The 23,177-nt window shown below is 74.9% G+C and carries 19 protein-coding genes; 18 read left to right on the forward strand and 1 reads right to left on the reverse strand.

Features of this window, described 5'->3' with window-relative positions; genetic code table 11:
• From ACFQ11_RS20215 to ACFQ11_RS20275, 13 genes are all read left to right on the forward strand, one after another.
• Window positions 1-1,053 (forward strand): vWA domain-containing protein (locus tag ACFQ11_RS20215; RefSeq protein WP_378300820.1); only part of this gene is annotated, 1,053 nt, incomplete at its 5' end.
• Between the two features lie 189 nt (window positions 1,054-1,242).
• Window positions 1,243-1,857 (forward strand): cob(I)yrinic acid a,c-diamide adenosyltransferase, encoded by a 615-nt coding sequence (gene cobO, locus ACFQ11_RS20220; RefSeq protein WP_378300822.1) that lies wholly within the window; start codon window positions 1,243-1,245, stop codon window positions 1,855-1,857.
• Window positions 1,858-1,868: 11 nt separating this feature from the next.
• On the forward strand, window positions 1,869-3,224 hold the full coding sequence (locus tag ACFQ11_RS20225; protein WP_378300916.1) for a cobyrinate a,c-diamide synthase: 1,356 nt from the start codon (window positions 1,869-1,871) through the stop codon (window positions 3,222-3,224).
• Window positions 3,221-4,153 carry a GNAT family N-acetyltransferase gene (locus tag ACFQ11_RS20230; RefSeq protein WP_378300824.1) on the forward strand — a complete coding sequence of 311 codons (933 nt, stop codon included), beginning with the start codon at window positions 3,221-3,223 and terminating at the stop codon, window positions 4,151-4,153. Before ACFQ11_RS20225 ends, ACFQ11_RS20230 begins: the two co-directional genes overlap by 4 nt.
• Window positions 4,150-4,611, forward strand: coding sequence for a hypothetical protein (locus ACFQ11_RS20235; protein ID WP_378300827.1), 462 nt, complete (start codon window positions 4,150-4,152; stop codon window positions 4,609-4,611). The genes ACFQ11_RS20230 and ACFQ11_RS20235 overlap by 4 nt, the downstream gene beginning before the upstream one ends.
• A gap of 2 nt (window positions 4,612-4,613) precedes the next feature.
• The gene (locus tag ACFQ11_RS20240) at window positions 4,614-5,546 is read left to right on the forward strand and encodes a hypothetical protein (RefSeq protein ID WP_378300829.1); all 933 of its coding nucleotides are present in this window, start codon (window positions 4,614-4,616) and stop codon (window positions 5,544-5,546) included.
• Window positions 5,543-6,085, forward strand: a complete 543-nt coding sequence (locus ACFQ11_RS20245) for a cobalamin biosynthesis protein (protein ID WP_378300831.1) — start codon at window positions 5,543-5,545, stop codon at window positions 6,083-6,085. Before ACFQ11_RS20240 ends, ACFQ11_RS20245 begins: the two co-directional genes overlap by 4 nt.
• Before the next feature lie 17 nt (window positions 6,086-6,102).
• Window positions 6,103-6,696, forward strand: coding sequence for a precorrin-8X methylmutase (locus ACFQ11_RS20250; RefSeq protein ID WP_378300833.1), 594 nt, complete (start codon window positions 6,103-6,105; stop codon window positions 6,694-6,696).
• Window positions 6,697-6,704: 8 nt separating this feature from the next.
• On the forward strand, window positions 6,705-7,727 hold the full coding sequence (gene cobC / locus ACFQ11_RS20255) for an Rv2231c family pyridoxal phosphate-dependent protein CobC (protein WP_378300835.1): 1,023 nt from the start codon (window positions 6,705-6,707) through the stop codon (window positions 7,725-7,727).
• Window positions 7,728-7,749: 22 nt separating this feature from the next.
• Window positions 7,750-9,498 carry a nicotinate-nucleotide--dimethylbenzimidazole phosphoribosyltransferase gene (cobT, locus tag ACFQ11_RS20260; RefSeq protein ID WP_378300837.1) on the forward strand — a complete coding sequence of 583 codons (1,749 nt, stop codon included), beginning with the start codon at window positions 7,750-7,752 and terminating at the stop codon, window positions 9,496-9,498.
• Window positions 9,499-9,647: 149 nt separating this feature from the next.
• Complete coding sequence (cobA, locus tag ACFQ11_RS20265; protein ID WP_378300840.1) at window positions 9,648-10,910, forward strand: uroporphyrinogen-III C-methyltransferase; 1,263 nt, start codon at window positions 9,648-9,650, stop codon at window positions 10,908-10,910.
• Window positions 10,907-12,904: a GTPase family protein gene (locus ACFQ11_RS20270; protein WP_378300842.1), complete on the forward strand. Its 1,998-nt coding sequence runs from the start codon at window positions 10,907-10,909 to the stop codon at window positions 12,902-12,904. Before cobA ends, ACFQ11_RS20270 begins: the two co-directional genes overlap by 4 nt.
• The gene (locus tag ACFQ11_RS20275; RefSeq protein ID WP_378300844.1) at window positions 12,901-14,580 is read left to right on the forward strand and encodes a P-loop NTPase family protein; all 1,680 of its coding nucleotides are present in this window, start codon (window positions 12,901-12,903) and stop codon (window positions 14,578-14,580) included. Before ACFQ11_RS20270 ends, ACFQ11_RS20275 begins: the two co-directional genes overlap by 4 nt.
• A 40-nt stretch (window positions 14,581-14,620) precedes the next feature.
• Here the strand turns inward: ACFQ11_RS20275 and ACFQ11_RS20280 are convergent, their stop codons facing one another.
• A complete protein-coding gene (locus ACFQ11_RS20280) occupies window positions 14,621-16,114 on the reverse strand; it encodes a serine/threonine-protein kinase (RefSeq protein ID WP_378300845.1) in 1,494 nt (497 codons plus the stop codon).
• Between the two features lie 156 nt (window positions 16,115-16,270).
• Between ACFQ11_RS20280 and ACFQ11_RS20285 the strand changes: the two genes are divergently transcribed.
• The 5 genes from ACFQ11_RS20285 (at window position 16,271) to ACFQ11_RS20305 (ending at window position 23,109) form a co-directional block, all read left to right on the forward strand.
• On the forward strand, window positions 16,271-16,669 hold the full coding sequence (locus ACFQ11_RS20285) for a single-stranded DNA-binding protein (RefSeq protein ID WP_378300846.1): 399 nt from the start codon (window positions 16,271-16,273) through the stop codon (window positions 16,667-16,669).
• Between the two features lie 1,013 nt (window positions 16,670-17,682).
• Window positions 17,683-18,969: a GGDEF domain-containing protein gene (locus ACFQ11_RS20290; RefSeq protein WP_378300847.1), complete on the forward strand. Its 1,287-nt coding sequence runs from the start codon at window positions 17,683-17,685 to the stop codon at window positions 18,967-18,969.
• Between the two features lie 157 nt (window positions 18,970-19,126).
• Window positions 19,127-20,791, forward strand: a complete 1,665-nt coding sequence (gene ettA / locus ACFQ11_RS20295) for an energy-dependent translational throttle protein EttA (RefSeq protein ID WP_378300849.1) — start codon at window positions 19,127-19,129, stop codon at window positions 20,789-20,791.
• A 137-nt stretch (window positions 20,792-20,928) separates the two neighbouring features.
• On the forward strand, window positions 20,929-21,369 hold the full coding sequence (locus tag ACFQ11_RS20300; protein ID WP_378300851.1) for an acyl-CoA thioesterase: 441 nt from the start codon (window positions 20,929-20,931) through the stop codon (window positions 21,367-21,369).
• Between the two features lie 327 nt (window positions 21,370-21,696).
• On the forward strand, window positions 21,697-23,109 hold the full coding sequence (locus tag ACFQ11_RS20305) for a S28 family serine protease (RefSeq protein ID WP_378300853.1): 1,413 nt from the start codon (window positions 21,697-21,699) through the stop codon (window positions 23,107-23,109).
• Window positions 23,110-23,177: the final 68 nt, after the last annotated feature.

Genomic DNA, 23,177 nt, shown 5'->3' on the forward strand with positions numbered 1-23,177 from the left:
GAGCCCCCGGAGGGTGCGCCCGGCCCCGAGGCGTGGGACGACCCGGACCACGACGGCCGCCCGGACGGCCCCGGCCACGGACCCGCCGGCGGCCGCGGCGACGGCGGCCCCGACGGCGGTCCCGGCGGCGAGGGCCCCGACGACGGCGGGCCCGCCGGCGGCGCACGTCCGGACGGGCCCGCGGAGGCCCCCGGGACGAACGGCGCGGCACCGGAGCCGTCCGGCGACGGCGCACGCGACGGGGGCGCACCCGCCGAGAGCGAGCCGGCACCGGCGGACGCCGCCTACAAGCCGCGCCTGTTCACCGTTCCCGGCGTCGGCGCGGGCGCGCCGGGGCGCCGCTCCAAGGCCCGCAGCCCGTACGGACGGGTCTCGGGTGCGCGTCCGGGCGCGCGCGGGCTGCACTTGACCGCGACGCTGCGCGCGGCGGCCCCGCACCAGAGCGTGCGCGGACGGAACGGCACGGGCCTGATCGTCCGGCCGGGGGATCTGCGCGAGACCGTCCGGGACGGACGTGAGGGCAACCTCGTCCTGTTCGTCGTCGACGCCAGCGGCTCGATGGCCGCGCGCGCACGGATGCGCGCGGTGAAGGGCGCCGTCCTGAGCCTTCTGCTGGACGCCTACCAGCGCCGCGACAAGGTCGGCCTCATCACGTTCCGCGGCCGGGAGGCCGCGCTCGCGCTGCCGCCGACCTCGTCGGTCGAGGCCGGGGCGCGCCGCCTCGAACGGCTCCCCACCGGCGGGCGGACCCCGCTGTCGGCGGGGCTGCTGCGCGCGGCGGACGTCCTGCGCGTGGAGCGGCTCCGCGACCCGGCCCGCCGCCCGCTCCTGGTGGTGGTCACCGACGGCCGCGCCACCCACGGTCCCGATCCGGCGGCCGCGGCGGCGCGCCTGTCGGGCGTCGCCTCCGTGGTGGTCGACTGCGAGTCCGGCCCCGTCCGGCTGGGCCTGGCCGCCGCGCTGGGCGCGCGCCTCGCCGCCGAGGTCGTCCGCCTGGACGACCTCGCCGCCGACTCCCTGGCGGGCCTGGTCCGCGGCGCACGGGCCGCCTGATCCGGTCCGGTCGTCACCGAACGGTTCTGCCGGGCGCGGTCGGCCTGCCGTTGGAGCGCCGGGAGGGTCTTCTCCGGCGCGGAGCAGGGGCGATCGACGTCCGGAGGAGGGGCAACGCCTCGGGGGCGCGCCTGCCAAGGCTCAAACGACCGGGTCCGCCCGGTTCGACGATGTGGAAGGGGATCGAGGATGCCGCAGGGGAAGCCGGAGTACGTGCCGGAGGACGGGCTGACGACGAGGCAGCGGCGCAATCAGCCGCTGGTGATGGTGCATACGGGCCCCGGCAAGGGAAAGTCGACGGCGGCGTTCGGCCTGGCGCTGCGGGCGTGGAACCAGGGGTGGCCCATCGGGGTGTTCCAGTTCGTCAAGTCCGCGAAGTGGCGCATCGGTGAGGAGAACGCGCTGCTCGCGCTCGGGCGGCTGCACGGGGAGACGGGCGAGGGCGGCCCGGTCGCGTGGCACAAGATGGGCGAGGGCTGGTCGTGGATCCAGCGGCCGGGCAGCGAGGAGGACCACGCGGCGGACGCGCGCGAGGGCTGGGAGCAGATCAAACGGGATCTGCGGGCCGAGACGTACCGCCTTTACGTGCTGGACGAGTTCACCTACCCGATGAAGTGGGGATGGGTGGACGTCGACGACGTCGTGGAGGCGCTCCGCGAGCGGCCCGGCAACCAGCACGTGGTGATCACCGGGCGGGACGCCGACCCGCGGCTGGTCGAGTTCGCCGATCTGGTGACGGAGATGGGCAAGGTGCGGCATCCGATGGATCGCGGGCAGAAGGGGCAGAAGGGCATCGAGTGGTGAACGTTCCGCGGCTGGTGATCGCGGCGCCGGCGTCCGGGAGCGGCAAGACGACCGTCGCGACGGGGCTGATGGCGGCGTTCGCGGGCCGGGGCGCGGCCGTCTCGCCCCACAAGGTGGGGCCCGACTACATCGATCCCGGCTACCACGCGCTGGCCACCGGCCGGCCGGGGCGGAACCTGGACCCGTGGCTCGCAGGGGAGGAGCGGGTCGTCCCGCTGTTCCTGCACGGGGCGGCGGGCGCCGACCTCGCGATCGTCGAGGGCGTGATGGGCCTGTACGACGGGCGGACGGGCGGCGGCGACTTCGGCGGCGGCGACTTCGCGTCGACCGCGCACGCGGCGGCGCTGCTGGACGCCCCGGTGGTGCTCGTCGTGGACGCATCGGCGGCGGCCGGGCGGTCCGTCGCGGCGCTCGTCCACGGCTTCCGGTCGTTCGGGCCGGCGCGGGTCGAGGGCGTGATCCTCAACCGGCTCGGCTCGGACGCGCACGAGGCGATGTGCCGGGACGCGCTGGACGATCTGGGCGTGCCGGTGCTCGGGGCGCTGCGGCGGCACCCGGACGCGGCGACGCCGTCCCGGCACCTCGGGCTGGTCCCGGCGGCGGAGCGGGACGCCGACGCGGTCGCGAGCGTGCGGCGGCTCGGGGGGCTGGTCGCGGCGTCGTGCGACCTGGAGGCCCTGCGGGCGCTCGCGCGGTCGGCCCCGCCGCTGCGGGCGGAGCCCTGGGACGCCGCCGCGGAGGCCGGCGGCGAGGTCCGGGGACGGCCGCGCGTCGCGGTGGCCGGGGGCGCGGCGTTCACGTTCGGGTACGCGGAGAACGAGGAGCTGCTGGCGGCCGCGGGCGCGGAGGTCGTCCGGTTCGACCCGCTGCGGGACGAGTCGCTGCCCGAGGGGACGCGCGGCGTCGTCGTCGGGGGCGGGTTCCCCGAGGTGTACGCGGCGGAGCTGGCCGCGAACGAGCGGCTGCGGGCGGAGCTGGCCGCGTTCGCCGGTGCGGGCCGTCCGGTCTACGCCGAGTGCGCGGGGCTCCTCTACCTTGCGCAGGAGCTGGACGGTGCGCCGATGTGCGGCGTCTTGGACGGTGTGAAAGCGGCCATGGCCCCGCGCCTGACGCTGGGCTATCGTGCCGCCGTGGCGGTGGCCGACTCCGTCGTCGCCCGGGCGGGCGAGCGGGTGCGCGGTCACGAGTTCCACCGCACGGTGACGGACCCCGCGCACGGGGACACGGCGGCCTGGCAGTGGTCCACGTCCGGCCCGGCGGGGTTCGTGCAGGGCGACTGTGTCGCGTCCTACCTCCACCTGCACTGGGCCGGTTCGCCCTGGTTCGCGAGGAGATTCGCCTACGCCTGCGGTAGGGAGCGCGGTTGAACGCCTTCGAGGGGAACGTGCGGCTGGAGGGGGAGCGGACCGTCCTGCGCCCGTTCGGCCTGGACGACGCGGCGGACATCATCGAGGTGATCCGCGCCCGGGAGGACTGGCTCCCGCCCAACTTCCCCACCGAACTGAACGCCGAGATGCTCGCGTGGTTCCTGCGCGAGGGCGTCCACAAGGTGCAGCAGTACGGCCTCGGCATCCATCTCGCGATCACCGGCGCGGACGGCGGGCTCCTCGGGACGATCGGGCTGTTCCGGGTCGAATGGTCGCAGGGCACGTGCGAGGTCGGGTACGGGATGCGGCCCGGCGCGCGCGGGAACGGGTACGCGACCGAGGCGCTCCGCCTGGTGTCGGACTGGGCGCTGCGAGACTGCGGCCTGTACCGGGTGGAGCTGCGCGCCCTCACGGGCAACAAGGCGTCCATCCGGGTGGCGGAGAAGGCCCGGTTCTGGCGGGAGGGACGCGCGCGCGGCGCCGAGCGCCACGGCGGCGTCAACCAGGACATGTTCGTGTTCAGCCGCATCGCGCCCGACGTGCGGGACGACCGCCCCGCGCGGCTCGTGCCCGTGGACGTCGGCCCGGGCGATCCCGAACTGGTCACCGTCCGGGCCCTGCGGCTGCTGCACGAGGCCGACGCCGTGCTCGTCGCCGACGCGCCCGAGGCCCCCGTGCGCGCGCACACGACCCGGCTCCGGCGGGTGGACGGCGACCCCGCCGCCGCCGTGCTCGCCGCCCTGGACGGCCCCGCCCGGGCCGGCGCGTTCGCGCTCGACGACCCGGCCGCCTTCCGGGACGCGGCGCGCGGCGTCGCCGCGGCGCGCCCCGACGTGCTGATCGATCCGCCGCCACCCGGCGCGCCGCGCCCGTCCGCGGACCGTCCCTCCGGGAGGCTCGTCGCCCACGACGGGGAGGGACGAGCATGATCGAAGAGACGCTGGTGATGTACGGCGGCGGCGCGGAGGGCGCGGCGCGCAGGATGCTGCCGAAGCTGCCCGACGGCTGCTTCGCGCCGGTCGACCTGGACGCGCTGGGGGAGGCCGCCGGGCGCGGGCTCCGGCAGGTCGTCCTCGTCGCCGGGATGGCCGACCAGGCCGCCATCGTCGGGCCGGTGCTGGGCGAGATCACCGCCGCCATGGCGGGCGGCGCGGCGGGCGGGGACGCGCTGGCGGCCGAGGTCGCCGCGGCCGACGCCGCCGCCGACCCGGAGCGCGCCTACGCGCTGTGGGAGTCCGCCGGACGGCTCGGCCCGTGCGGGCGCGAGCTGTGCCGCCGCACCGCGGGCGAGCTGGAGCGCCGGGCCGGGTCCGTGGCCGCCCAGGTGGTGCTGGTGGACGCCGCCGGCGAGCGCATGGTCGGCATGTTCGGGCGCATGGCGCGATAGGCATGGACGGATCCCTCGCGGTCCGCGCGTGCGCGCGCGCCGGTTTGCCCTGGGAGGACGCGTTGATCGTGTCGGCGCACGAGCTGCGCCGTGCGGTGAACGCGTGCCGAGCCCATCCGAAGGTCGCGGTGCTGACCGCTCCCGGCGCGGGTCCAGCGGAACTGGCGCGCGCGCTGTTCCCGCAGACCCCGCGCACGTTCGTCGTCTGCGAGGACCTCGACGGGCCGGACGAACGCGTGGTGCGCGTCCGTCCGGCCGAGGCGACCACACGCCCCTGGAACGCCCCGCAGGTCGTGCTCGTCCTGGACGAGCGCCGCCCACCGGACGGGCCCGGCTGGACCGCGCATCCGCCCGGCCCGGACGGCTGGGCCCTGGACGGCTTCGACGGCGCGGCGCTCGCGCCCGAGACCAGGGCGTTCGTCCTCGCCCGGCTCGGCCCGCGCACGGGCGACCTGGTGTGGGACCTCGGGTCCGGCGACGGGTCGGTCGCGGCCGAGTGCGCCCGGTTCGGCGCGGCCGCGATCGCCGTGGGGCCGGACGCGGCGTCCTGCGCGCGGATCCGCGCGGCCGTCCGCGCCCGCCGGGTGCGCGTCGCGGTGTCGCGGGGCGCGCTCCCGTCCGTCCTCGGCCACCTCCCGGACCCGGACGCGATCTTCCTGGCCGGCGCGGAACCCGCGACCGTCCGGGCCTGCGCCGCCCGGACCCTGGACCGGTTCGTCGCGACGGCGGACGAGAGCCGCGTCCCGGAGATCGCGGACGTCCTCGCCGAGGCGGGCTTCGCGGCCCGAGCCGCCGCGTTCGGGGTGACGCCGCTCGTGCCGGCGCGGGCGCCGCACCCGCCCGCCGCCCTCGTGTGGGCCCGCCGCGCCGTCCCCGAACCGGTCCGGCCGGCCCCCGCACCGGGCCGCCCGGTCGAGAGGACGCCGCCGCTGTGACGCACGTCGCGGTGATCGGTGTCGGCGTGTCCGCGGCGGCCGGAGCGGGCGAGGTCGGCGCGCTGCTGGACGCCGTCCTGCGGGAGGCGGGCGTGCGCCCGGACGCCGTCTGGTGCGCGGCGACCGCCGAGGGGCGGGCCGCCGAGCCCGCCGTCCGCGCCGCCGCGGGGGCCCGCGGCCTGCCGGTCGTCGCCTACCCTGTGCCCGTGCTGGCGCAGGTCGAGGTGCCCAACCCGTCCGACGTCGCGCGGTCGCGGACGGGCACGGCGAGCGTCGCCGAGGCCGCCGCCCTGCACGCCGCCCGCACGCTGTGCGGCCCGCCCGTCCGTCTCGCGGTGCCCAAGCGCGCGTCCGCCCGCGCGACCGCCGCCCTGGCGGCGGCCCTCCCGGCGGCCCTCCCGGCGGCCCTCCCGGCGGACCGTGCCGACCCGGGCGTCATGCCCCTATCCCGGCATGACGGTGCAGAAGCCGTGAAACCCTTGTACCTCCTCCCGGAGCGGCACGCGCCCGGGGACGGCGACAGCGAGGATTGCCCGTGACCCAGCAGGAGGCTCCTGTGAGCGTACGCCAGCCGCATCCGGTGGAGATCCGGTCGTATGAGATCCTGCGGTCCCGCGTCGACCTGTCCCCGATGCCGCCGCTGTGGCGGGCCGTCGCCGAGCGGGTCATCCACGCCACCGCCGACCTGGAGTACGCGGTCGACCTGGTGACCGAGGAGGAGTCCCTCCGGCGGGGCTGGGCCGCGCTGCACGCCGGCGCGCCCATCGTGACCGACGAGAACATGGTCGCCGCCGGGATCACCGCGCGGGAGACCGTCTGCCACGCCGCCGACCCGGCCGCCGCGCGGATGTCGCGGGCCGCCGGCATCGCGCGTCCGGCCGCCGCCGTCCGGCTCGCGTACGCCGACGTGGGGCCCGGCGCGGTGTGGGTCGTCGGGTCGGCGCCCGAGGCGATCTTCGAGATCATCGACCGGCGGGTCGCCCCGGCGCTGGTCATCGGCGTCCCGGTCGGGTTCGTCGGCGCCGCCGAGGCCAAGGAGGCGCTGCGCGCCAGCGGCCTGCCGCAGCTCAGCAACGTGTCCGAGAAGGGCGGCTCCGCGGTCGCCGCGGCGGCCGTCAACGCCCTGCTGTACCACGAGCAGGGACGGTGACCGCGGGCATGACCGGACGCGAGATCGACCTGCGGCACCACGGGGACGCCGAGATCGGCGACGGCCTCGCCGACTTTGCCGTCAACGTGCGGACCGGCATGCCGCCCGCCTGGCTCGCCGACCGGATCCGGGCGTCGGTCGCCGACCTGGCCGCCTACCCCGATCAGCGGGCGGCCCGCCGCGCGGTGGCCCGGCGGCACGGCCGCTCGGTCGAGGAGGTGCTGCTCACGGCCGGCGCCGCCGAGGCGTTCGTGCTGCTCGCGCGGGTGCTCGAGCCGGAGCGGGCCGTCGTGGTGCACCCGCAGTTCACCGAGCCGGAGGCCGCGCTGCGGGCGGCCGGTCACGACGTCGAGCGCGCCGTGCTCGGCGCGGACTTCGTGCTCGATCCCGCGGCGGTGCCGGACGGCGCCGACCTCGTCGTGATCGGGAACCCGACGAACCCGACGTCGGTGCTGCATCCGGCCGCGGCGGTCGCGGCGCTCGCCCGCCCCGGCCGGACGGTCGTGGTGGACGAGGCGTTCATGGACTGCGTGCCCGGCGAGCCCGAGTCGCTCGCCGCGCGGCTGCCCGCCGGGGTCGTCGTGATCCGGTCGCTCACCAAGACGTGGGGCCTGGCCGGGCTCCGCGCCGGATACGTGCTGGCCGCGCCCGGCCTCGTCGCCCGGCTCGCGGAGGCGCAGCCGCTGTGGGCCGTGTCCACGCCCGCGCTCGTCGCCGTCGAGGAATGCTCGGCGCCCGAGGCCGTCGCGGAGGCCGAGAAATGGGCCGTCGAGCTGGGAACCGAACGGGACCGGCTGGCCGCCGAACTCACCGGCCGGGGCCTGTACGTCGTTCCCGGCGCGCGCGCGTCGTTCCTTTGCGTTCGCATCCCGGACGCACTCGGCATCCGGGCACTGCTACGGCAACGCGGCTACGCGGTCAGGCGCGGCGACACGTTCCCCGGGCTCGGCCCCGACTGGCTCCGCATCGCCGTCCGCGACCGCACGTCCAACGACGCGCTTCTGGAGGTCATGGGTGAGCTCGGCATCTGACAACCCCGAACGGAGCGGCCCCGTGCACGCTTTCGCACCGGACGAGCGCCGGGCCGTCTACCGCGCCATCGCCGAACGACGCGACGTCCGGGACGGCTTCCTGCCCGACCCCATCGACGACGACGTCCTCGCCCGCGTCCTCGAGGCCGCGCACCGGGCGCCGTCCGTCGGGCTGACCCAGCCCTGGGACTTCCTCATCATCCGGGACGCCGCCAAACGCGAACGCATCCGCGCCCTGGCCGGACGCCAGCGCGACGGCTACGCGGCCACGCTGCCGCCCGCGCGCGCCGCCCGCTTCGACGGGCTCAAGATCGAGGCCATCCGCGAGGCCCCGGTGAACATCGTCGTCACCTGCGACCCCACGCGCGGCGGCCGCAACCCGCTCGGCCGCCACGTCCAGCCGCGCACCGCCGAGTACTCGGTGGCCTGCGCCGTCGAGAACCTCTGGCTGGCGGCCCGCGCCGAAGGGCTCGCCGCCGGATGGGTCAGCTTCTTCGACGAACGCGAACTGGCCGCCGAACTCGGCCTGCCCCCCGACGTCGAGATCGTCGCCTACCTGTGCGTCGGGCACGTGACCGGGTTCCCGCCCGCGCCCGTCCTCGACCTCACCGGCTGGGCGCGCCGTCGGCCCCTCGCGTGGGCCGTGCACCAGGAGGAGTACGGGCGGCGCGCGCTGCCCGGGAAGGACGCCGTGGACATGATCGAGCAGACGGTCGCCGCGATCGCGCCGCCGGACGAGGCCGCGATCCGCGACGCCCGCGAGCACCAGGCCCGCCTCACCAAGCCGCCCGGGTCCCTCGGCGTGCTGGAGGAGGTGTCGGTCCGGCTCGCCGGGCTCGCCGGGCACTGCCCGCCGCCGCTGCCCGAACCCGCCGCCGTCGCGGTGTTCGCCGCCGACCACGGCGTCCACGCGCAGGGCGTCACCCCCTGGCCGCAGGAGGTCACCGCCCAGATGGTGGCGAACTTCCTCGCGGGCGGCGCGGTCGTCAACGCGTTCGCCGGGCAGGTCGGCGCCGAGGTCAGCGTCGTGGACGTCGGCGTCGCCGCCGACCTGGACGCCGCCCCCGGGCTGCTCCGCCGCAAGATCGCCCACGGCACCGCCGACATGACGCGGGGCCCGGCGATGACCGCCGGGCAGGCGCGCCGCGCCGTCGAGACCGGCATCGAGGTGGCCCGCGAGCTCGTGGCGGCGGGCGCCCGCTGCCTGGTCACCGGCGACATGGGCATCGCGAACACCACCGCGTCCGCCGCGCTGATCGCCGCGTTCACCGGCCTGCCGCCCGAGCGCGTCACCGGCCGGGGGACGGGCGTCGACGACGCCACGCACGCCCGCAAGGTCGAGATCGTCCGCACGGCGCTCGTCCGGCACGGCCTCCTGGACGCCCCCCGCGACCGGGACCCGCTGGACGTGCTGGCCGCGGTGGGCGGCCTCGAGCACGCCGCGCTCGCCGGGTTCGTCCTCGGCGCCGCCGCGCTGCGCGTCCCCGTCGTCCTCGACGGCGTGATCGCCGGGGCCGCCGCGCTCGCCGCGGCCGAGCTGTGCCCGGACGCCCCGCACGCCTGCGTCGCCGGGCACCGCTCCGCCGAGCCCGGGCACGCCGCCGCCCTCGACCGGCTGGGCCTGCGCCCGCTCGTCGACCTGGAGCTGCGGCTCGGCGAGGGGACCGGCGCCCTGCTCGCGCTGCCGCTCGTCCAGGGCGCGGTCCGGGTGCTGCACGAGGTCGCCACGTTCGATTCCGCGGGCGTCAGCGGCAAGGACACGGCGCCGTAACGACACGATCACGGGCTGAGTCACGCTCGGCTATCGACTCGCCGGAGCCCCTCTCCATGGACTCCCCAAGCCGAGTAACGTTGTCGAACGAAGGAACTTGTCGGTCACCGGCGCCCGCAAGTCAACCGTACGAGCGAGAGATTTCCCGAGTGCCCCCGTACCTGCTAGGTCTGCGACTCGCCGGGCGACGCGTCGTCGTCGTCGGCGGCGGACGGGTCGCCCAGCGGCGCGTGCCCGCGCTGCTGGCGGCCGGCGCCGAGGTCGTGCTGATCGCCCCCGAGGTGACCGCGTCCCTGGAGGCGCTGATCGACGACGGCCGGGTCGTCTGGCACCGCCGTCCCTACGCCCCCGGCGACTGCGCGGACGCCTGGCTCGTCCAGGCCGTCACCGACGACGCCAAGGTCAACGGCGAGGTCGTCGCCGAGGCCGAGGCCGCCCGGATCTGGTCCGTGCGGGCCGACGACGCCGAGTCGTCCCCCGCCTGGACGCCCGCGAGCGGCCGCGCCGGGGACGCGACGGTCGGGGTGCTGCTCGGCGGCGACCCGCGGCGCGCCGCCGGCATCCGCGACGCCGTCGTGGACGGCCTGCGCGACGGCGCCCTCGAGTCGCGGGAGTCCCGCACGAAACCGGCGGGTGTGGCGCTCGTCGGCGGCGGCCCCGGCGACCCCGGGCTGATCACCGTCCGCGGCCGGCAGCTCCTCGCCATGGCCGACGTCGTCGTCACCGACCGGCTCGCCCCCGCCGAACTGCTGGACGAGCTGCCCGACGACGTCGAGGTCATCGACGCCGCGAAGATCCCCTACGGACGCACGGTCACCCAGGAGGCCATCAACGACCACCTCGTCGAGCAGGCGAAACGCGGCCGGTTCGTCGTCCGGCTCAAGGGCGGCGACCCGTTCGTGTTCGGGCGCGGCGGCGAGGAGGCGCTGCACTGCGCCCGCCACGGCGTCCCGGTGACGGTCGTCCCCGGCATCACCAGCGCCGTCGCCGTGCCCTCGGCCGCGGGCATCCCGGTCACCCACCGCGGCGTCGCGCAGGAGTTCCACGTGGTCTCCGCGCACGTCCCGCCGGACCACCCCGACTCCACGGTCGACTGGGCGGCGCTCGGCCGCGCCCACGGCACGCTCGTCCTGCTCATGGCGGTCGAGCGGATGCCGCTCATCGCCGGGACCCTCGTGCGCTATGGTCGGTCGTCCGACACGCCGGTCGCCGTGATCCAGGACGGTACCCGGCCCGCCCAGCGGACCGTCACGGCCACCCTCGGCACGGTCGCGGACGCGATGGCGGCCGCGGGCGTCCGGCCCCCGGCGATCGTCGTGGTGGGCGACGTGGTGGCCGTGGGGCGCGAGATCGACATGCTCCGAGCCGACGAACGAGCCGACATTCCAGCCGACATGGGACGGGATCCGTGACACCCCCCGCAGAGCAGAGCGCGGTTCACGACGAGGAGGCGGGCACCGGCCCGGGACCCGGCGGACGGGACCCCGAGGCGTCCGCGCGGCGGACGTCGTCCGCCGTCCGGGACGAGCCGGACGCCGCCCCCGCGAGCGCCCCCGAGGACGAGACGACCGAGCAGGAGAAGGGCAGGGCCAAGGGCAGGCACGCGCGCACCGACGACGAAGGCGACAAGGACGGCGAGCCCGCCGAGGGCGCCGAGCCCGCCGAGGACCGCGGGGCCGCCGAGCGGCCCGCGCGGCGCGACCCCCGCGACGGCGCCGGAACCGTCCGGCAGGGCGAGCTGATCCAGGCGCTGACCGCCCTCCGCGAGCGGCTCGGCGCGTTCGAGTTCGTCCTCGACCTGCCCGGCGCCGCCGAGGCGAAGGAGCTCCGCGACGAGCTGCGCGCCCAGATCGAGGACTACGTCCTCCCGCGCATCCAGGCCGCCGGGGCCCCGCTGCTGGTCGTCCTCGGCGGATCGACCGGCGCGGGCAAGTCGACGCTGGTCAACACGCTCGTCGGGGCCCGCGTCAGCGCCACCGGCGTGCTCCGGCCCACCACCAGCAGCCCCATCCTGGTGTGCCACCCCGACCACGCCGACTGGTTCCTGGAAGGGCCGCTGCTGCCCGGCATGGGACGCGTCCGCGGCCCCGCCCCGGACGCGATCGCCGGCGACCAGCTCGTCGTCATCGCCAGCGACGCGCTGCCGCCCGGCCTCGCCCTCCTCGACAGCCCCGACTTCGACTCCGTCTTCGAGGACCACTACGAGTTCGCCACCAAGCTGATGGCGGCCGCCGACCTGTGGCTGTGCGTCACCACCGCCGCCCGGTACGCCGACGCGATGGTGTGGCAGATGATCGAGCGCGCGAAGGAGAACGGCGCCACCGTCGGCGTCGTCCTGTCGCGCGTCCCGCAGGGGGCCGCGGGCTCGGGCGCCGCCGAGGTCGTCGAGCACTTCGGCGAGATGCTGGACGAGCACGGCCTCGGCGACGCGCGGCGGTTCACCGTCCCCGAGACCCGCATCGAGGAGAGCCGCCTGCCGGAGGAGGCCGTCGCCGACGTCCGCGCGTGGCTCACCGGCGTCGCCGCCGACGCCCCCGGCCGCGAGATCGTCGTCGGCGACACCCTCGCCGCCGTCCTGGACAGCATCCGCGACCGCGTCGCCGAGATCGGCGAGCACGTCGAGGCGCAGGCCGGGCAGCGCGCCGAACTGGCCCGCGCCGTCGAGACCGGCTACGGCACCGCCCTCGCCGAACTCGACGAGGCCACCCGCAACGGCTCCCTCCTGCGCGGCGAGGCGCTCGCCCGCTGGCAGGACTTCGCCGGCACCGGCGACCTGCTCCGCTCCCTGCACGTCCAGCGCGCGCGCAAGGGACGCGGCTCGAACCGGCGCCGCCGCAGCCCCACCCGTGTGCGCGCGCTCAAGGCCGCCCTGCGCAGCAGCCTCGAATCGACGATCGTCGCCGCGGCCGAACGCGGCGCCGAGCAGGTCCTCGCCCTGTGGCGCGAGCATCCCGCCGGCGGCCCCGTCGTGTCCGGCCCCGCCGCCGAGATCGGCACCGTCTCCCCGGAACTCGCCCGCCGCGTCACCCGCGCCGTCAGCGCCTGGCAGGACCACGTGCAGGAACTGATCCGCACCGAGGGGGTGACGAAACGCTCGGTCGCGAAGCTGGTCTCGTTCGACACCGAGGCGGTCTCCCTCGTCCTGACCGTCGGGCTCCTCGGCCACGGCACCGGCGACGACGAGGGCGGCGCCGTCCCGCAGCGCCTCCTCAAGGCCCTGTTCGGCGCCGAGTCCCTCCGCGGGATGGGCGCCAAGGCCCGCGCCGACCTGCGCAGCCGCATCGGGATGCTGTTCGACGAGGAGGCGATCCGGTTCGGGCAGGTCCTCGACAACACCGGCATCCCCGACGAGACCGTTCCCGTCCAGCTGTACCAGGCCACCTACAACCTCGAGGTTGCCCGATGACGACATCGGCCGTCCCCGCGAACCCGCCGGTGGACTCCCCGGCCGGCCCCGCCCCCGTCCCGGCCGACGCCGCGCCCGCCCCCGCCCTCACCGACCGCCTCGACGGCCTCGACCGGCTCGTCCGGGCGGGCGCCGGACGGCTCGACCGGCCCCTCCTCGACGAGGCCGGGGCCCTCCTCGAGCGCGCCGGGCAGCGGCTCAAGCTGTCCGGCGAGCACACCGTCGTGACCCTCGCGGGCGGCACCGGCAGCGGCAAGTCGTCCCTGTTCAACGCCATCTGCGGCCTCGAACTGTCGCCCCCCGGCATGCGCCGCCCGATGACGTCCAAGGCGCACGCCTGCGTCTGGGGCCTCGACGGCGCCGGCCCCCTCCTCGACTGGCTCGACGTCGACAAGAAGCACCGCTTCGCCCGCGCCGGCGCCGCCGACCGCGCCGACGGCTCCCTGCAGGGACTCGTCCTGATCGACCTGCCCGACCACGACTCGATCCAGGCGATGCACCGCGCCGAGGTCGACCGGTTCGTCACCGTCGCCGACCTCCTCGTCTGGGTCGTCGACCCGCAGAAGTACGCCGACGCGTCCCTGCACCGCAACTACATCGTCCCGTTCGCCCGGCACACCGGCGTCACCCTGATCGTCCTCAACCAGGTCGACCGGCTCGGTCCCGGCGAGATCGACGACTGCGTCGCCGATCTGCGCCGCCTCCTCGAGGCCGAGGGACTCGCCGATCCCCGCATCGTGACGTCGTCCGCCGTCGCCGAGGACGGCGTGACGGGCTTCCGCGAGGTCCTCGTCGACACCGTCGCCGCCCGCCGCGCCCGCACCGAGCGGCTGTCCACCGACATCGACCGGGTCGCCGAACGCTTCGCCGAGCACCGCCTCGACGCCGAACCGCCGGTCACGATCGACGACGGCCGCCGCGCCGAGCTCGTCCAGGCGTTCGGCGACGCCGCGGGCGCCCCCGCCGTCGCCGAGGCCATGGAGAGCGCCTACGAGCTCCGCGCCGCCGACTTCATCGACTGGCCCGTCACCACCCTCGTCACCCGGCTCCGCTCCGACCCGCTCCGCCGGATGCGCCTCACCGAGCTCCGCGAGGAGCTCCGCGGCGCCTTCACCGGCCCCGTCGGCGCCCAGCAGGGCGACGTGGACGTCGCGCTCCACGGCGTCGCGGAAGGCGTCGCCGCCGAACTGCCCGTCCACTGGGCCCGGTCCGTCCGGATGGCGGCCCGGTCCCACGCGGCCGAGATCCCCGAGGCCCTCGGCGAGTCCCTCCGCGCCGCCCTCCCGAGCTTCAACCAGGTGCCGCGCTGGTGGTGGCTGGTCAAGACCTGGCAGTACTTCCTCGCGCTGGTCGCGGCCCTCGGCACCGTGTGGATCGCCGTCCTCATCGCCTACGGAGTCATGGACGCCGCCGCCCCCGGCCCCCTCGGCGACGCGGGCCTGATCCCCTACATCGCCGTCCTCGTCCTGTGCACCCTCGGCATGGGCCGCCTGACCACCTCGGCCTGCCGCAACCTCGTGGCCCTCTCGTCCGCCAAGCACGGCGACAGGATGGAGGATGCCATGCGCGAGGGCATCGCCCGGGTCGCGCGCGAGAAGGTCATCGAACCCATCGAGGCCGACCTGCGCGCCTACGCCGACTTCCGCCGCGACGTCGACGTCGCCCTCGGCGGGTAGCCGACCGACTCGCCCTCCACCCGCCGCCGCGGCGGCCGCGCTAGTGGCGGGGGAGGCACCAGCGGCGGGTGGACGGGAGCAGCGCCGTGGTCGTGGCGGCGACCCCCGCGACGGCCGTCAGCGGCGCGGCGACGAAGACGCCGAGGATCGCGGAGGCGGCCGCGCTGTCCGGCTCCCCGCCCGTCAGGAAGAACTGTACGATCCCGGACATTCCGTGCAGTGCCGCGACGCCGGCCGTCACCGCGATCAGCCGGGCTCCGGCCGCATCCCGCTGCGAGAGCAGCGACGCGCCCCTGGCCAGTCCGGCCGCCTCGGCCACGGCGATCGCCAGGTTGAGCAGGAAGATGATCGTGAACGGGCTCATTTCGAAGCGATCGGGGTTCGGGGGGAAGAGACCGAGCAGGTTGAAACCCATCAGCATCATTCCCAGCAGTCCCGGGAGACACAGCATCGCCAGTGCCGTCGCGGCGATCGCGGTGGCACCGCCCTGGGCCGCCGCGGTCGTCCGCTGAGGGCCGGCCGGCGCCGGTGCCGTGAACGGTCCGCCGCCGGGTCGCGGCGGCGGTATCGCGGGCCCGGCGGGGCCGGCGAAGGGTCCCGTCCGCTCGTCCGGCCGTGCCGCGGACGTCCGGGAAGGCCGCTCCCCGGCGTCGTGCGCGGGCACGGTGACGGCCGGGAGGCGTTCGGTGACCATCGTCGCGACCGGCGGCGGGAGCCAGCGGGCCGTCGCGCGGGCGGGATCGGCGAGTTCGTCGAGCACGTCCGCCAGGTCGGGCCGGGCACCGGGGTCCTTGGCCAGGCAGCGGCGCACGAGGCCGACGAGGTGGCCGGGCAGCCCCGCCAGGTCGGGTTCGTCGTGGACGATGCGGTACACGACGGCCTCGGCCGGACCCGTCCCGAACGGGCTGCGGCCGGTGGCGGCGAACGCGAGCACGCACGCGAGGGAGAACACGTCGCTCGCCGGGCCGATCTCGCGGCCGCGGGCCTGCTCGGGCGACATGAACGACGGGGTGCCGACCACCGCCTGCGAGCGGGTGTGCGACGTGGCGTCCAGCGCCCTGGAGATCCCGAAGTCGATGATGCGGGGGCCGTCGTCCGCGAGGATCACGTTGGACGGCTTGAGGTCACGGTGCACCAGGCCGCACGCGTGGACCGCGGCGAGCCCTTCGGCCAGCCCCGCGCCCAGGACGGCCACCGACTCCGGGGGCAGCGGCCCGTGCGCCGAGACCGCCTGGTGCAGGGACGGCCCGGGGACGTAGGCGGTGACCAGCCACGGCGGGTCGGCGTCGGGACCGGCGTCGACCACCTGGGCGGTGTAGAACCCGCCGACCCGCCGGGCCGCCTCGACCTCGAGCGCGAACCGGCGCCGGAACCCGGCATCGTCCGCCAGTTCCGGTCGCACGACCTTCACCGCGACCGAGCGCCCGCCACGGGACCGCCCCAGGAACACCCGTCCCATCCCGCCGCCGCCCAGCCGTCCTTCCAGCCGGTACGGTCCGACCTCGCACGGATCACCCTGCCGCAGCGGCTCCATCGGTCACCCCTCAGAAGAACATCAACGTTTACTCGACTTCCGATCCTCCCAGAAACACGGCGCGCTCCCGGTTGTCCACAGGTTCGGTTTTCTCTTCACCCCGTTCCTCCACCGCGGCACCGTGATGGAACGAGCACGCGAACCCCGGAGGCGACCATGAACGAAGCGCACGCGACCGTCATCGGCTGGGCCGCCGCCGACCCCGCGTACGCGGTCACCGCGAGCGGCGTCCCCTTCCTCTCGCTGCGGATCGGCTGCACGCCCCGCCGCTACGACCGGGAGACCGGCGAGTGGGTCGACCAGGAGACCCAGTTCATGACCGCGATCTGCCGGCGCGCCCTCGCCGACAACGTCCGGGCATCACAGATCGGCCGCGGCACCCCGGTCGTCGTCACCGGCCGCCTCCGCGTCCGCCAGTACGAACGCGACGGCCAGTGGCGCACCGCCGTCGACATCGAGGCGGCCACCGTGGGGCACGACCTCTCCCGGGGCACCGCCGAATTCACCCCCATGCGAAAAGCGACCCTCACGGACCGCGAACCCCGAGCCGCCTGACGGCCACCCCCGGCGCCCGCGCCGCCTCCGCCGCCCGCGCCCTCGCGCCACCGCCGGCCGCGTTGCGCCCGCCGGCCGCGGCCTTGGGGCCGCTTGGCGGCGCGTGACCGGTGCCGCGCTGCCTCCGCCGGTCGCGCTCTTGCATCACCGCTGGCCGCGTTGCGTCCGCCGGTCGCGGCCTTGGGCCGTTTGGCGGTGCGTGACCGGTGGTCGCGCCTCGTCCGCCTGCCGCGACCTCGCGCCGACGAGGTCGCCGCCGCCCGGGCATCGACCGGATGAACGGGCGCGCGGCTCTGCCGGGACGGCTCCGAACTCGCGGCGCCAACCTGCTGGGGGATCGCGCCGACCGGTCCATGCTGGCGCGGCCTTCGTCTTGCAGCGGACGTGGCGGTGGTATGCGTGACGTGCCGGTCTGCGAGCACGGCGCCACCAGGATCCTGGTGACGGCGTCCCTCCACGGGGTGAGACCGGAGGGGCCCCGGATCCGGGGCCCGGGGGGCGCGCCGGCCGCGGCCCCGGACCCGGGGCTGCGGCGGCTCGGCGTGCCTGCTCGTCGGCGACTTCCGTGCGCCCGGAAAGTTCTTCCGCCTGGGCGACCGTGCCGGGGCTGCTCAAGGACGCCACGGGCCATTCCCGGGGCGGTGGTGATCTCCACCCCCGGGGGCGTGCCGCCGTCGTGCGTCCGGCGGGTCGGGGGCCGCCTCGGTCCGCTCCGTCTCGCGCGGGTCCGGGCCATGCGAGGGCGCCGGGAAAGGGCGGAGGCGGTCGGAAGCGAGACCGGTTCCGACGCCCGGCGGGGCGTTCGACGGTCTTGGGCGACTCGGTGGCGCGAGGTTTCAGATCCAGGAGACGCCGCGCATGATCCTTCCCCTTTGGGTGGATTCGGGCCGCGCATTTCGCGGATGCCCGCGAAGGTCAGCCGCATGTGCCCTACCGAAGGTACCTGTTTCACGCCCCTTCCGCACACCTTGCAACTATCGTGTTACACAACGTGATGCGCGTAAGGGGGAAGGATGACGGCAGTGCAGTCGTCCGCCGAGGACCGTGGTGGGGAACTGGCCCGCAGGCCCCGGCGCAGGACGATCACGGGACGTCCGTCCCTGCTCGTGGTGTACGTGCCCACGGTCGTCGCCGTCCATGTGGCGCTGCTCGCCGCGGGGTTGGTCACCGCCTCCTGGCGCGCCGACGACCTGGTGACCTTCGGGGCGCTGGTGGCCTGCGGTGCGGTGTGCATCGAGGCGACGCGCCGGCTGGGGATCCCGGCCGGGGTGGCGCGGGACCTGCTGTCGGCCTGGTGGCTGCCGGTGGCGCTGCTCCTGCCGCCGGTGTACGCGCTGCTGATGCCCATTCCGCTGCAGGCGCTGCTGCAGTTCCGGGTGCGGCGCACGCTGGTGTACCGGCGGGTGCTGGTGGCGTCCGCGCACGGGCTGGCGGGAGCCTGCGCGTCGGTCGTGTTCCACCAGGTCGTCCCGGACCCGCTCGCGGGCGCGCAGTGGGTGATGGAGGCGTGCCCCGAGGTGGCGGCGGCCGTCGGGTGCGCGGCCCTGTTCACCGTGGTGAACGCGGCCCTGGTCGGGATCGCGGCGCACGCGGCGAACCCGCAGGGGCGCTGGCGCGACGTCCTGTGGACGCGCGAGAGCCTCCTGCTGGACGTCGTGGAGCTGTGCGTCGGCATCCTGGTGGCGGTGACCGCGGCGCTCACGCCGTGGTTGCTGCTGCTGGCGCTGCCCCCGGTGATGCTGCTGCAGCGCAGCCTCATGCACCAGCAGTTGCAGGCGGCGGCCCGGACGGACGCCAAGACCGGTCTGCTGAACGCGGCGGCCTGGCAGCGGGAAGCCGACACCGAGCTGTCGCGGGCGCAGCGGACGCACGCGGGCCTGGCGGTGCTGCTGATCGACATCGACCATTTCAAACGGGTCAACGACACCCACGGCCACCTCGTGGGCGATCAGGTCCTGGTGGGGGTCGCGAGCACGCTGTGCCACCAGTTGCGCGACTACGACGTGGTGGGACGGTTCGGCGGCGAGGAGTTCGTGGTGCTGCTGCCGGGGGCCGACACCGTTGAGGCGTGCCGCGTGGCCGAACGGCTGCGGGGCCGCATGAAGCGGCTGGCGGTGCCCGCGGAGGACGGGACGGTGACGGTCACCGTGTCGATCGGGGTCGCGCTCTTCCACACCCACGGGGAGGACCTGATCGAGCTTCTCGCGGCGGCCGACCTCGCGCTCTACCGGGCGAAGTCGTCCGGCCGCGACCGGGTGTGCCTCCCGGCGCTCGACGGCCCCCGGGCTTCCGAGGCCTGACCCCGCCCGGCGGCGTCCTCGGCCCGCCCGAGGGACGCGCGTACGTTCGTCCCTGGGGAGCGGGACGATGGCGGCCGTCGTGCGGGACGATCGCCGGGGCGGGGATGTCCGGCGAGTGCGACCAAGCGGTGCCGCGGACCCTCTAGGCTTGAGGATTATGGCCGAGTACATCTACACGATGCAGCGTGTGCGCAAGGCACATGGCGACAAGGTCGTCCTGGACGACGTCACCCTGCACTTCCTCCCCGGCGCCAAGATCGGTGTCCTGGGACCGAACGGCACCGGTAAGTCGACGCTGCTGCGGATGATGGCCGGTCTGGAACAGCCGTCGAACGGCGACGCGCGCCTGATGCCGGGCTTCACGGTCGGGATGCTGCAGCAGGAGCCGCCGCTCAACGAGGAGAAGACCGTCCTGGAGAACGTCCAGGAGGGCGTCGCCGAGACGAAGGCGATGCTCGACCGGTTCAACCAGATCGCCGAGCAGATGGCGACGGACTACTCCGACGAGCTCATGGCGGAGATGGGCAAGCTGCAGGAGCAGCTGGACCACCGCAACGCCTGGGACCTCGACAGCCAGCTCGAGCAGGCGATGGACGCGCTGCGCTGCCCGGCGCCGGACGCCGAGGTGACGAAGCTGTCGGGCGGTGAGCGCCGCCGCGTCGCGCTGTGCAAGCTCCTGCTGGAGGCCCCCGACCTCCTGCTGCTGGACGAGCCCACCAACCACCTGGACGCCGAGAGCGTGCAGTGGCTCGAGCAGTTCCTCGCCAAGTACGAGGGCACCGTCCTCGCCGTCACCCACGACCGGTACTTCCTCGACAACGTCGCGACCTGGATCCTGGAGCTCGACCGGGGCCGCTGCTACCCGTACGAGGGCAACTACTCCGTCTACCTGGAGAAGAAGGCGGAGCGGCTCAAGGTCGAGGGCAACAAGGACGCCAAGCGCAAGAAGCGGCTCCAGGACGAGCTGGAGTGGGTCCGCTCGAACCCGAAGGCGCGGCAGACGAAGAGCAAGGCCCGTCTGGAGCGGTACGAGGAGATGGCGGCGGAGGCCGCCAAGACCCGCAAGCTGGACTTCGAGGAGATCCAGATCCCGCCGGGGCCGCGGCTGGGCAACACGGTGATCGTCTCCGACAAGCTGACCAAGGGCTTCGGCGACCGGCTCCTGATGGACGAGCTGTCGTTCAACCTCCCGCCGAACGGCATCGTCGGCATCATCGGCCCGAACGGCGTCGGCAAGACCACGCTGTTCCGGATGATCGTCGGTGAGGAGAAGCCGGACGGCGGCGACCTGCGGCTCGGCGACACCGTCAAGGTCTCGTACGTCGACCAGGGCCGGGGCGGCATCGACCCGAAGAAGACCGTGTGGGAGGTCGTCTCCGACGGGCTCGACCACATCAACGTCGGCCAGGTCGAGATGCCGTCCCGCGCGTACGTGGCGGCGTTCGGCTTCAAGGGCCCGGACCAGCAGAAGCCGTCGGGCGTCCTGTCCGGCGGTGAGCGCAACCGGCTCAACCTGGCGCTGACGCTGAAGCAGGGCGGCAACGTCCTGCTGCTGGACGAGCCGACCAACGACCTCGACACCGAGACCCTGTCGAGCCTGGAGAACGCGCTCCTGGAGTTCCCCGGCTGCGCCGTGATCACCTCGCACGACCGGTGGTTCCTGGACCGCATCGCCACGCACATCCTGGCGTGGGAGGGCGGCTCGAGCTGGTTCTGGTTCGAGGGCAACTTCGCCGACTACGAGAAGAACAAGATCGAGCGCCTCGGCGCCGACGCGGCGCGCCCGCACCGCGTCACGCACCGCAAGCTGACGCGGGACTAGCGGTTCTCGAACGGCCGCCGCCGCGCATGCGCGTGGCGGCGGCCGTTTTTGTCACGTCCCGCAGTACGGAGGCGCACCGGGCCGCCGGTAGCATCGGGCCGATCACTGCAATTCCCCCAATAACCCCAGGCGAGGACATGACGGACAAGCCCGCGGTCGAGTACCGGCACGTCTACGAGTTCCACATCCGCTTCGGGGACATCGACTCCCAGGGGCACGTGAACAACGTCAAGTTCCTCGGGTACCTGGAGGACGCCCGCCTGGAGATGTTCCACGGCGACCCGGTGCGCAAGGGGGAGGAGCCCGTCCGCGGCATGGTGATCTCGCGGCACGAGATCGACTACCGGCTCCCGCTGCTGCCGACCGTCTACCCGATCCGGGTCGAGACGTGGGTGACCGAGGCCCGCGCGGCGTCGTTCAAGCTCGCCTACGAGGTGCGGGACGACGACAACGTCTACGCCGAGGCCACCTCGACGCTCGTCGCGTTCGACGTCGAGGCCAACCGGCTCCGCCGGTTCACCCCCCACGAACGCGACTTCATCGGCCGCTACATGGCCCCCGCGCCCGACCGGCGCTAACCGACCGACCCGACCGCCTCGCCCGGCCGTCCGGGATTCCGGCCGTCCATCCGGCCGGTTCCGGCCGCCGGCTCGTTCGGCAACCGGTCGGCTCTCCGGGACGGTCGGGTCCTCGGGTGGTTCGTGCCCAGGTCGGGGGGCGGGTGAGGCGCGGGCGGTGCCCTTACGTGTCTTCTTTCTGCCCTTCCAAGGGAAAGTTCGTCTGTTGTCCGCATGGCTCCGGGTGATCACGGATAGGTAACGAGCGGCGCAGGACTCCGTTTTTGCCCGGGTTTTCGCTCTAGTGTCGCGACGCAAATGTGGCGAACCCACGTAGAAAGGGACACAATGCGGCGCGTCTCACAAGGGGCGGTGGCGCTGCTGCTCGCCGCGGGTCTGGCCGGATCCGGCCTCACCGCGGCGCAGGCGGCGCCCACGACGCAGGTCACGGCGCAGGCGGGCGACATCGGCGCCCGGCTCGACGCGATCCCGGGCATGACGGTGACGGAGAAGCCCTCGACGATCCCCGGTCAGCGGTGGTTCTGGCTGACCTACCGGCAGCCCGTCGACCATCGCAGGCCGTGGGGGCAGTGGTTCGAACAGCGGATCATGCTCCAGCACGTCTCGACCGACCGGCCGATGGTCTTCTACACCAGCGGCTACCACACGCCGGAGGTCATGTTCACCTCCGAACCGACCGCGCTGGTGGACGGCAACCAGCTCTCGATGGAGTACCGGTACTTCAGCCCGTCGCGGCCCGAGCCGACGGACTGGCGCAAGGACACGATCTGGCAGGCCGCGACCGACCAGCACCGGATCATCGAGGCCCTGGAGCGGATCTACACCGGGAAGTGGATCACGACGGGCGCCAGCAAGGGCGGCATGACGGCCGTCTACCACAAGCGGTTCTACCCGGACGACGTGGACGGCAGCGTCGTGTACGTGGCGCCGAACGACGTGCGGAACCGGGACGACCGGGCGTACGACGCGTTCTTCGAGACGGTCGGGAGCCCGGAGTGCAACGCGCACGTGAAGGCGCTCGCCCGGGAGTTCCTCGAGCGGCGGCCGGCGATGCTCGAGCGGTTCGCGGCGGCCGCGGAGAAGAACCGCTGGACGTTCGAGATCCTGCGTACGCCCGACCGGGCGTTCGAGAACTCGGTGATGGACTTCGAGTGGGCGTTCTGGCAGTACAGCCTGGAGTCCGACTGCAAGGACCTGCCTCCGGCGACCGCGTCGGACGACAAGCTCTACGAGGCGCTCGACACCGTGTCGGGGCTGTCGTTCTACACCGACCAGGGACTCGAGGCGTACATCCCGTACTACTACCAGGCGGGCACGCAGCTCGGCTGGCCCAAGCCGGAGTTCCGGAACCTGCGGCCGATGCTGCGGTACGAGTCGAGCTACCAGCCGCGGACGTACGTGCCGCGCGACATCCCGATGCGGTTCGACCACGGCCGGGCGATGCGCGACATCGATCGCTGGGTGCGGCGGAACGCCGAGCACATGCTGTTCGTGTACGGCGAGAACGACCCGTGGGGGGCCGAGCCGTTCCGGCTGGGCCGGGGCGCCCGTGACTCCGACGTGTACGTGGCGCCGGGGCAGAACCACAGCGCCCGGCTGATCGCCCGGCTGCCGGCCGGGCAGCGGGCGGACGCCGAGTCGGACGTGCGGCGCTGGGCGGGCGTCGAGGACGAGCCGCGCACGCTGCGGACCGGCCCGGCCGCCGACGACCCCCTGCAGATGCAGCGGCCGCGGCTCTAGCCGTCCGTCCCGCGGCGGGGCGCTCCGGGCGTCCCGCCGCGGGGCCGGCCGGGCTCCGGGCGGATCGC

The organism is Actinomadura sediminis (assembly GCF_042675525.1).
Classification (GTDB): domain Bacteria; phylum Actinomycetota; class Actinomycetes; order Streptosporangiales; family Streptosporangiaceae; genus Spirillospora; species Spirillospora sediminis.

What these genes read in the sequence shown, in the direction of transcription:
- cobO (WP_378300822.1), top strand. Translation starts at nt 1,243, where the DNA reads ATGCCGCAGGGGAAGCCGGAGTACGTGCCGGAGGACGGGCTGACGACG.
- ACFQ11_RS20235 (WP_378300827.1), top strand. Translation starts at nt 4,150, where the DNA reads ATGATCGAAGAGACGCTGGTGATGTACGGCGGCGGCGCGGAGGGCGCG.
- ACFQ11_RS20240 (WP_378300829.1), top strand. Translation starts at nt 4,614, where the DNA reads ATGGACGGATCCCTCGCGGTCCGCGCGTGCGCGCGCGCCGGTTTGCCC.
- cobC (WP_378300835.1), top strand. Translation starts at nt 6,705, where the DNA reads ATGACCGGACGCGAGATCGACCTGCGGCACCACGGGGACGCCGAGATC.
- ACFQ11_RS20275 (WP_378300844.1), top strand. Translation starts at nt 12,901, where the DNA reads ATGACGACATCGGCCGTCCCCGCGAACCCGCCGGTGGACTCCCCGGCC.
- ACFQ11_RS20280 (WP_378300845.1), bottom strand. Translation starts at nt 16,114, where the DNA reads ATGGAGCCGCTGCGGCAGGGTGATCCGTGCGAGGTCGGACCGTACCGG.
- ACFQ11_RS20285 (WP_378300846.1), top strand. Translation starts at nt 16,271, where the DNA reads ATGAACGAAGCGCACGCGACCGTCATCGGCTGGGCCGCCGCCGACCCC.
- ACFQ11_RS20290 (WP_378300847.1), top strand. Translation starts at nt 17,683, where the DNA reads ATGACGGCAGTGCAGTCGTCCGCCGAGGACCGTGGTGGGGAACTGGCC.
- ettA (WP_378300849.1), top strand. Translation starts at nt 19,127, where the DNA reads ATGGCCGAGTACATCTACACGATGCAGCGTGTGCGCAAGGCACATGGC.
- ACFQ11_RS20300 (WP_378300851.1), top strand. Translation starts at nt 20,929, where the DNA reads ATGACGGACAAGCCCGCGGTCGAGTACCGGCACGTCTACGAGTTCCAC.
- ACFQ11_RS20305 (WP_378300853.1), top strand. Translation starts at nt 21,697, where the DNA reads ATGCGGCGCGTCTCACAAGGGGCGGTGGCGCTGCTGCTCGCCGCGGGT.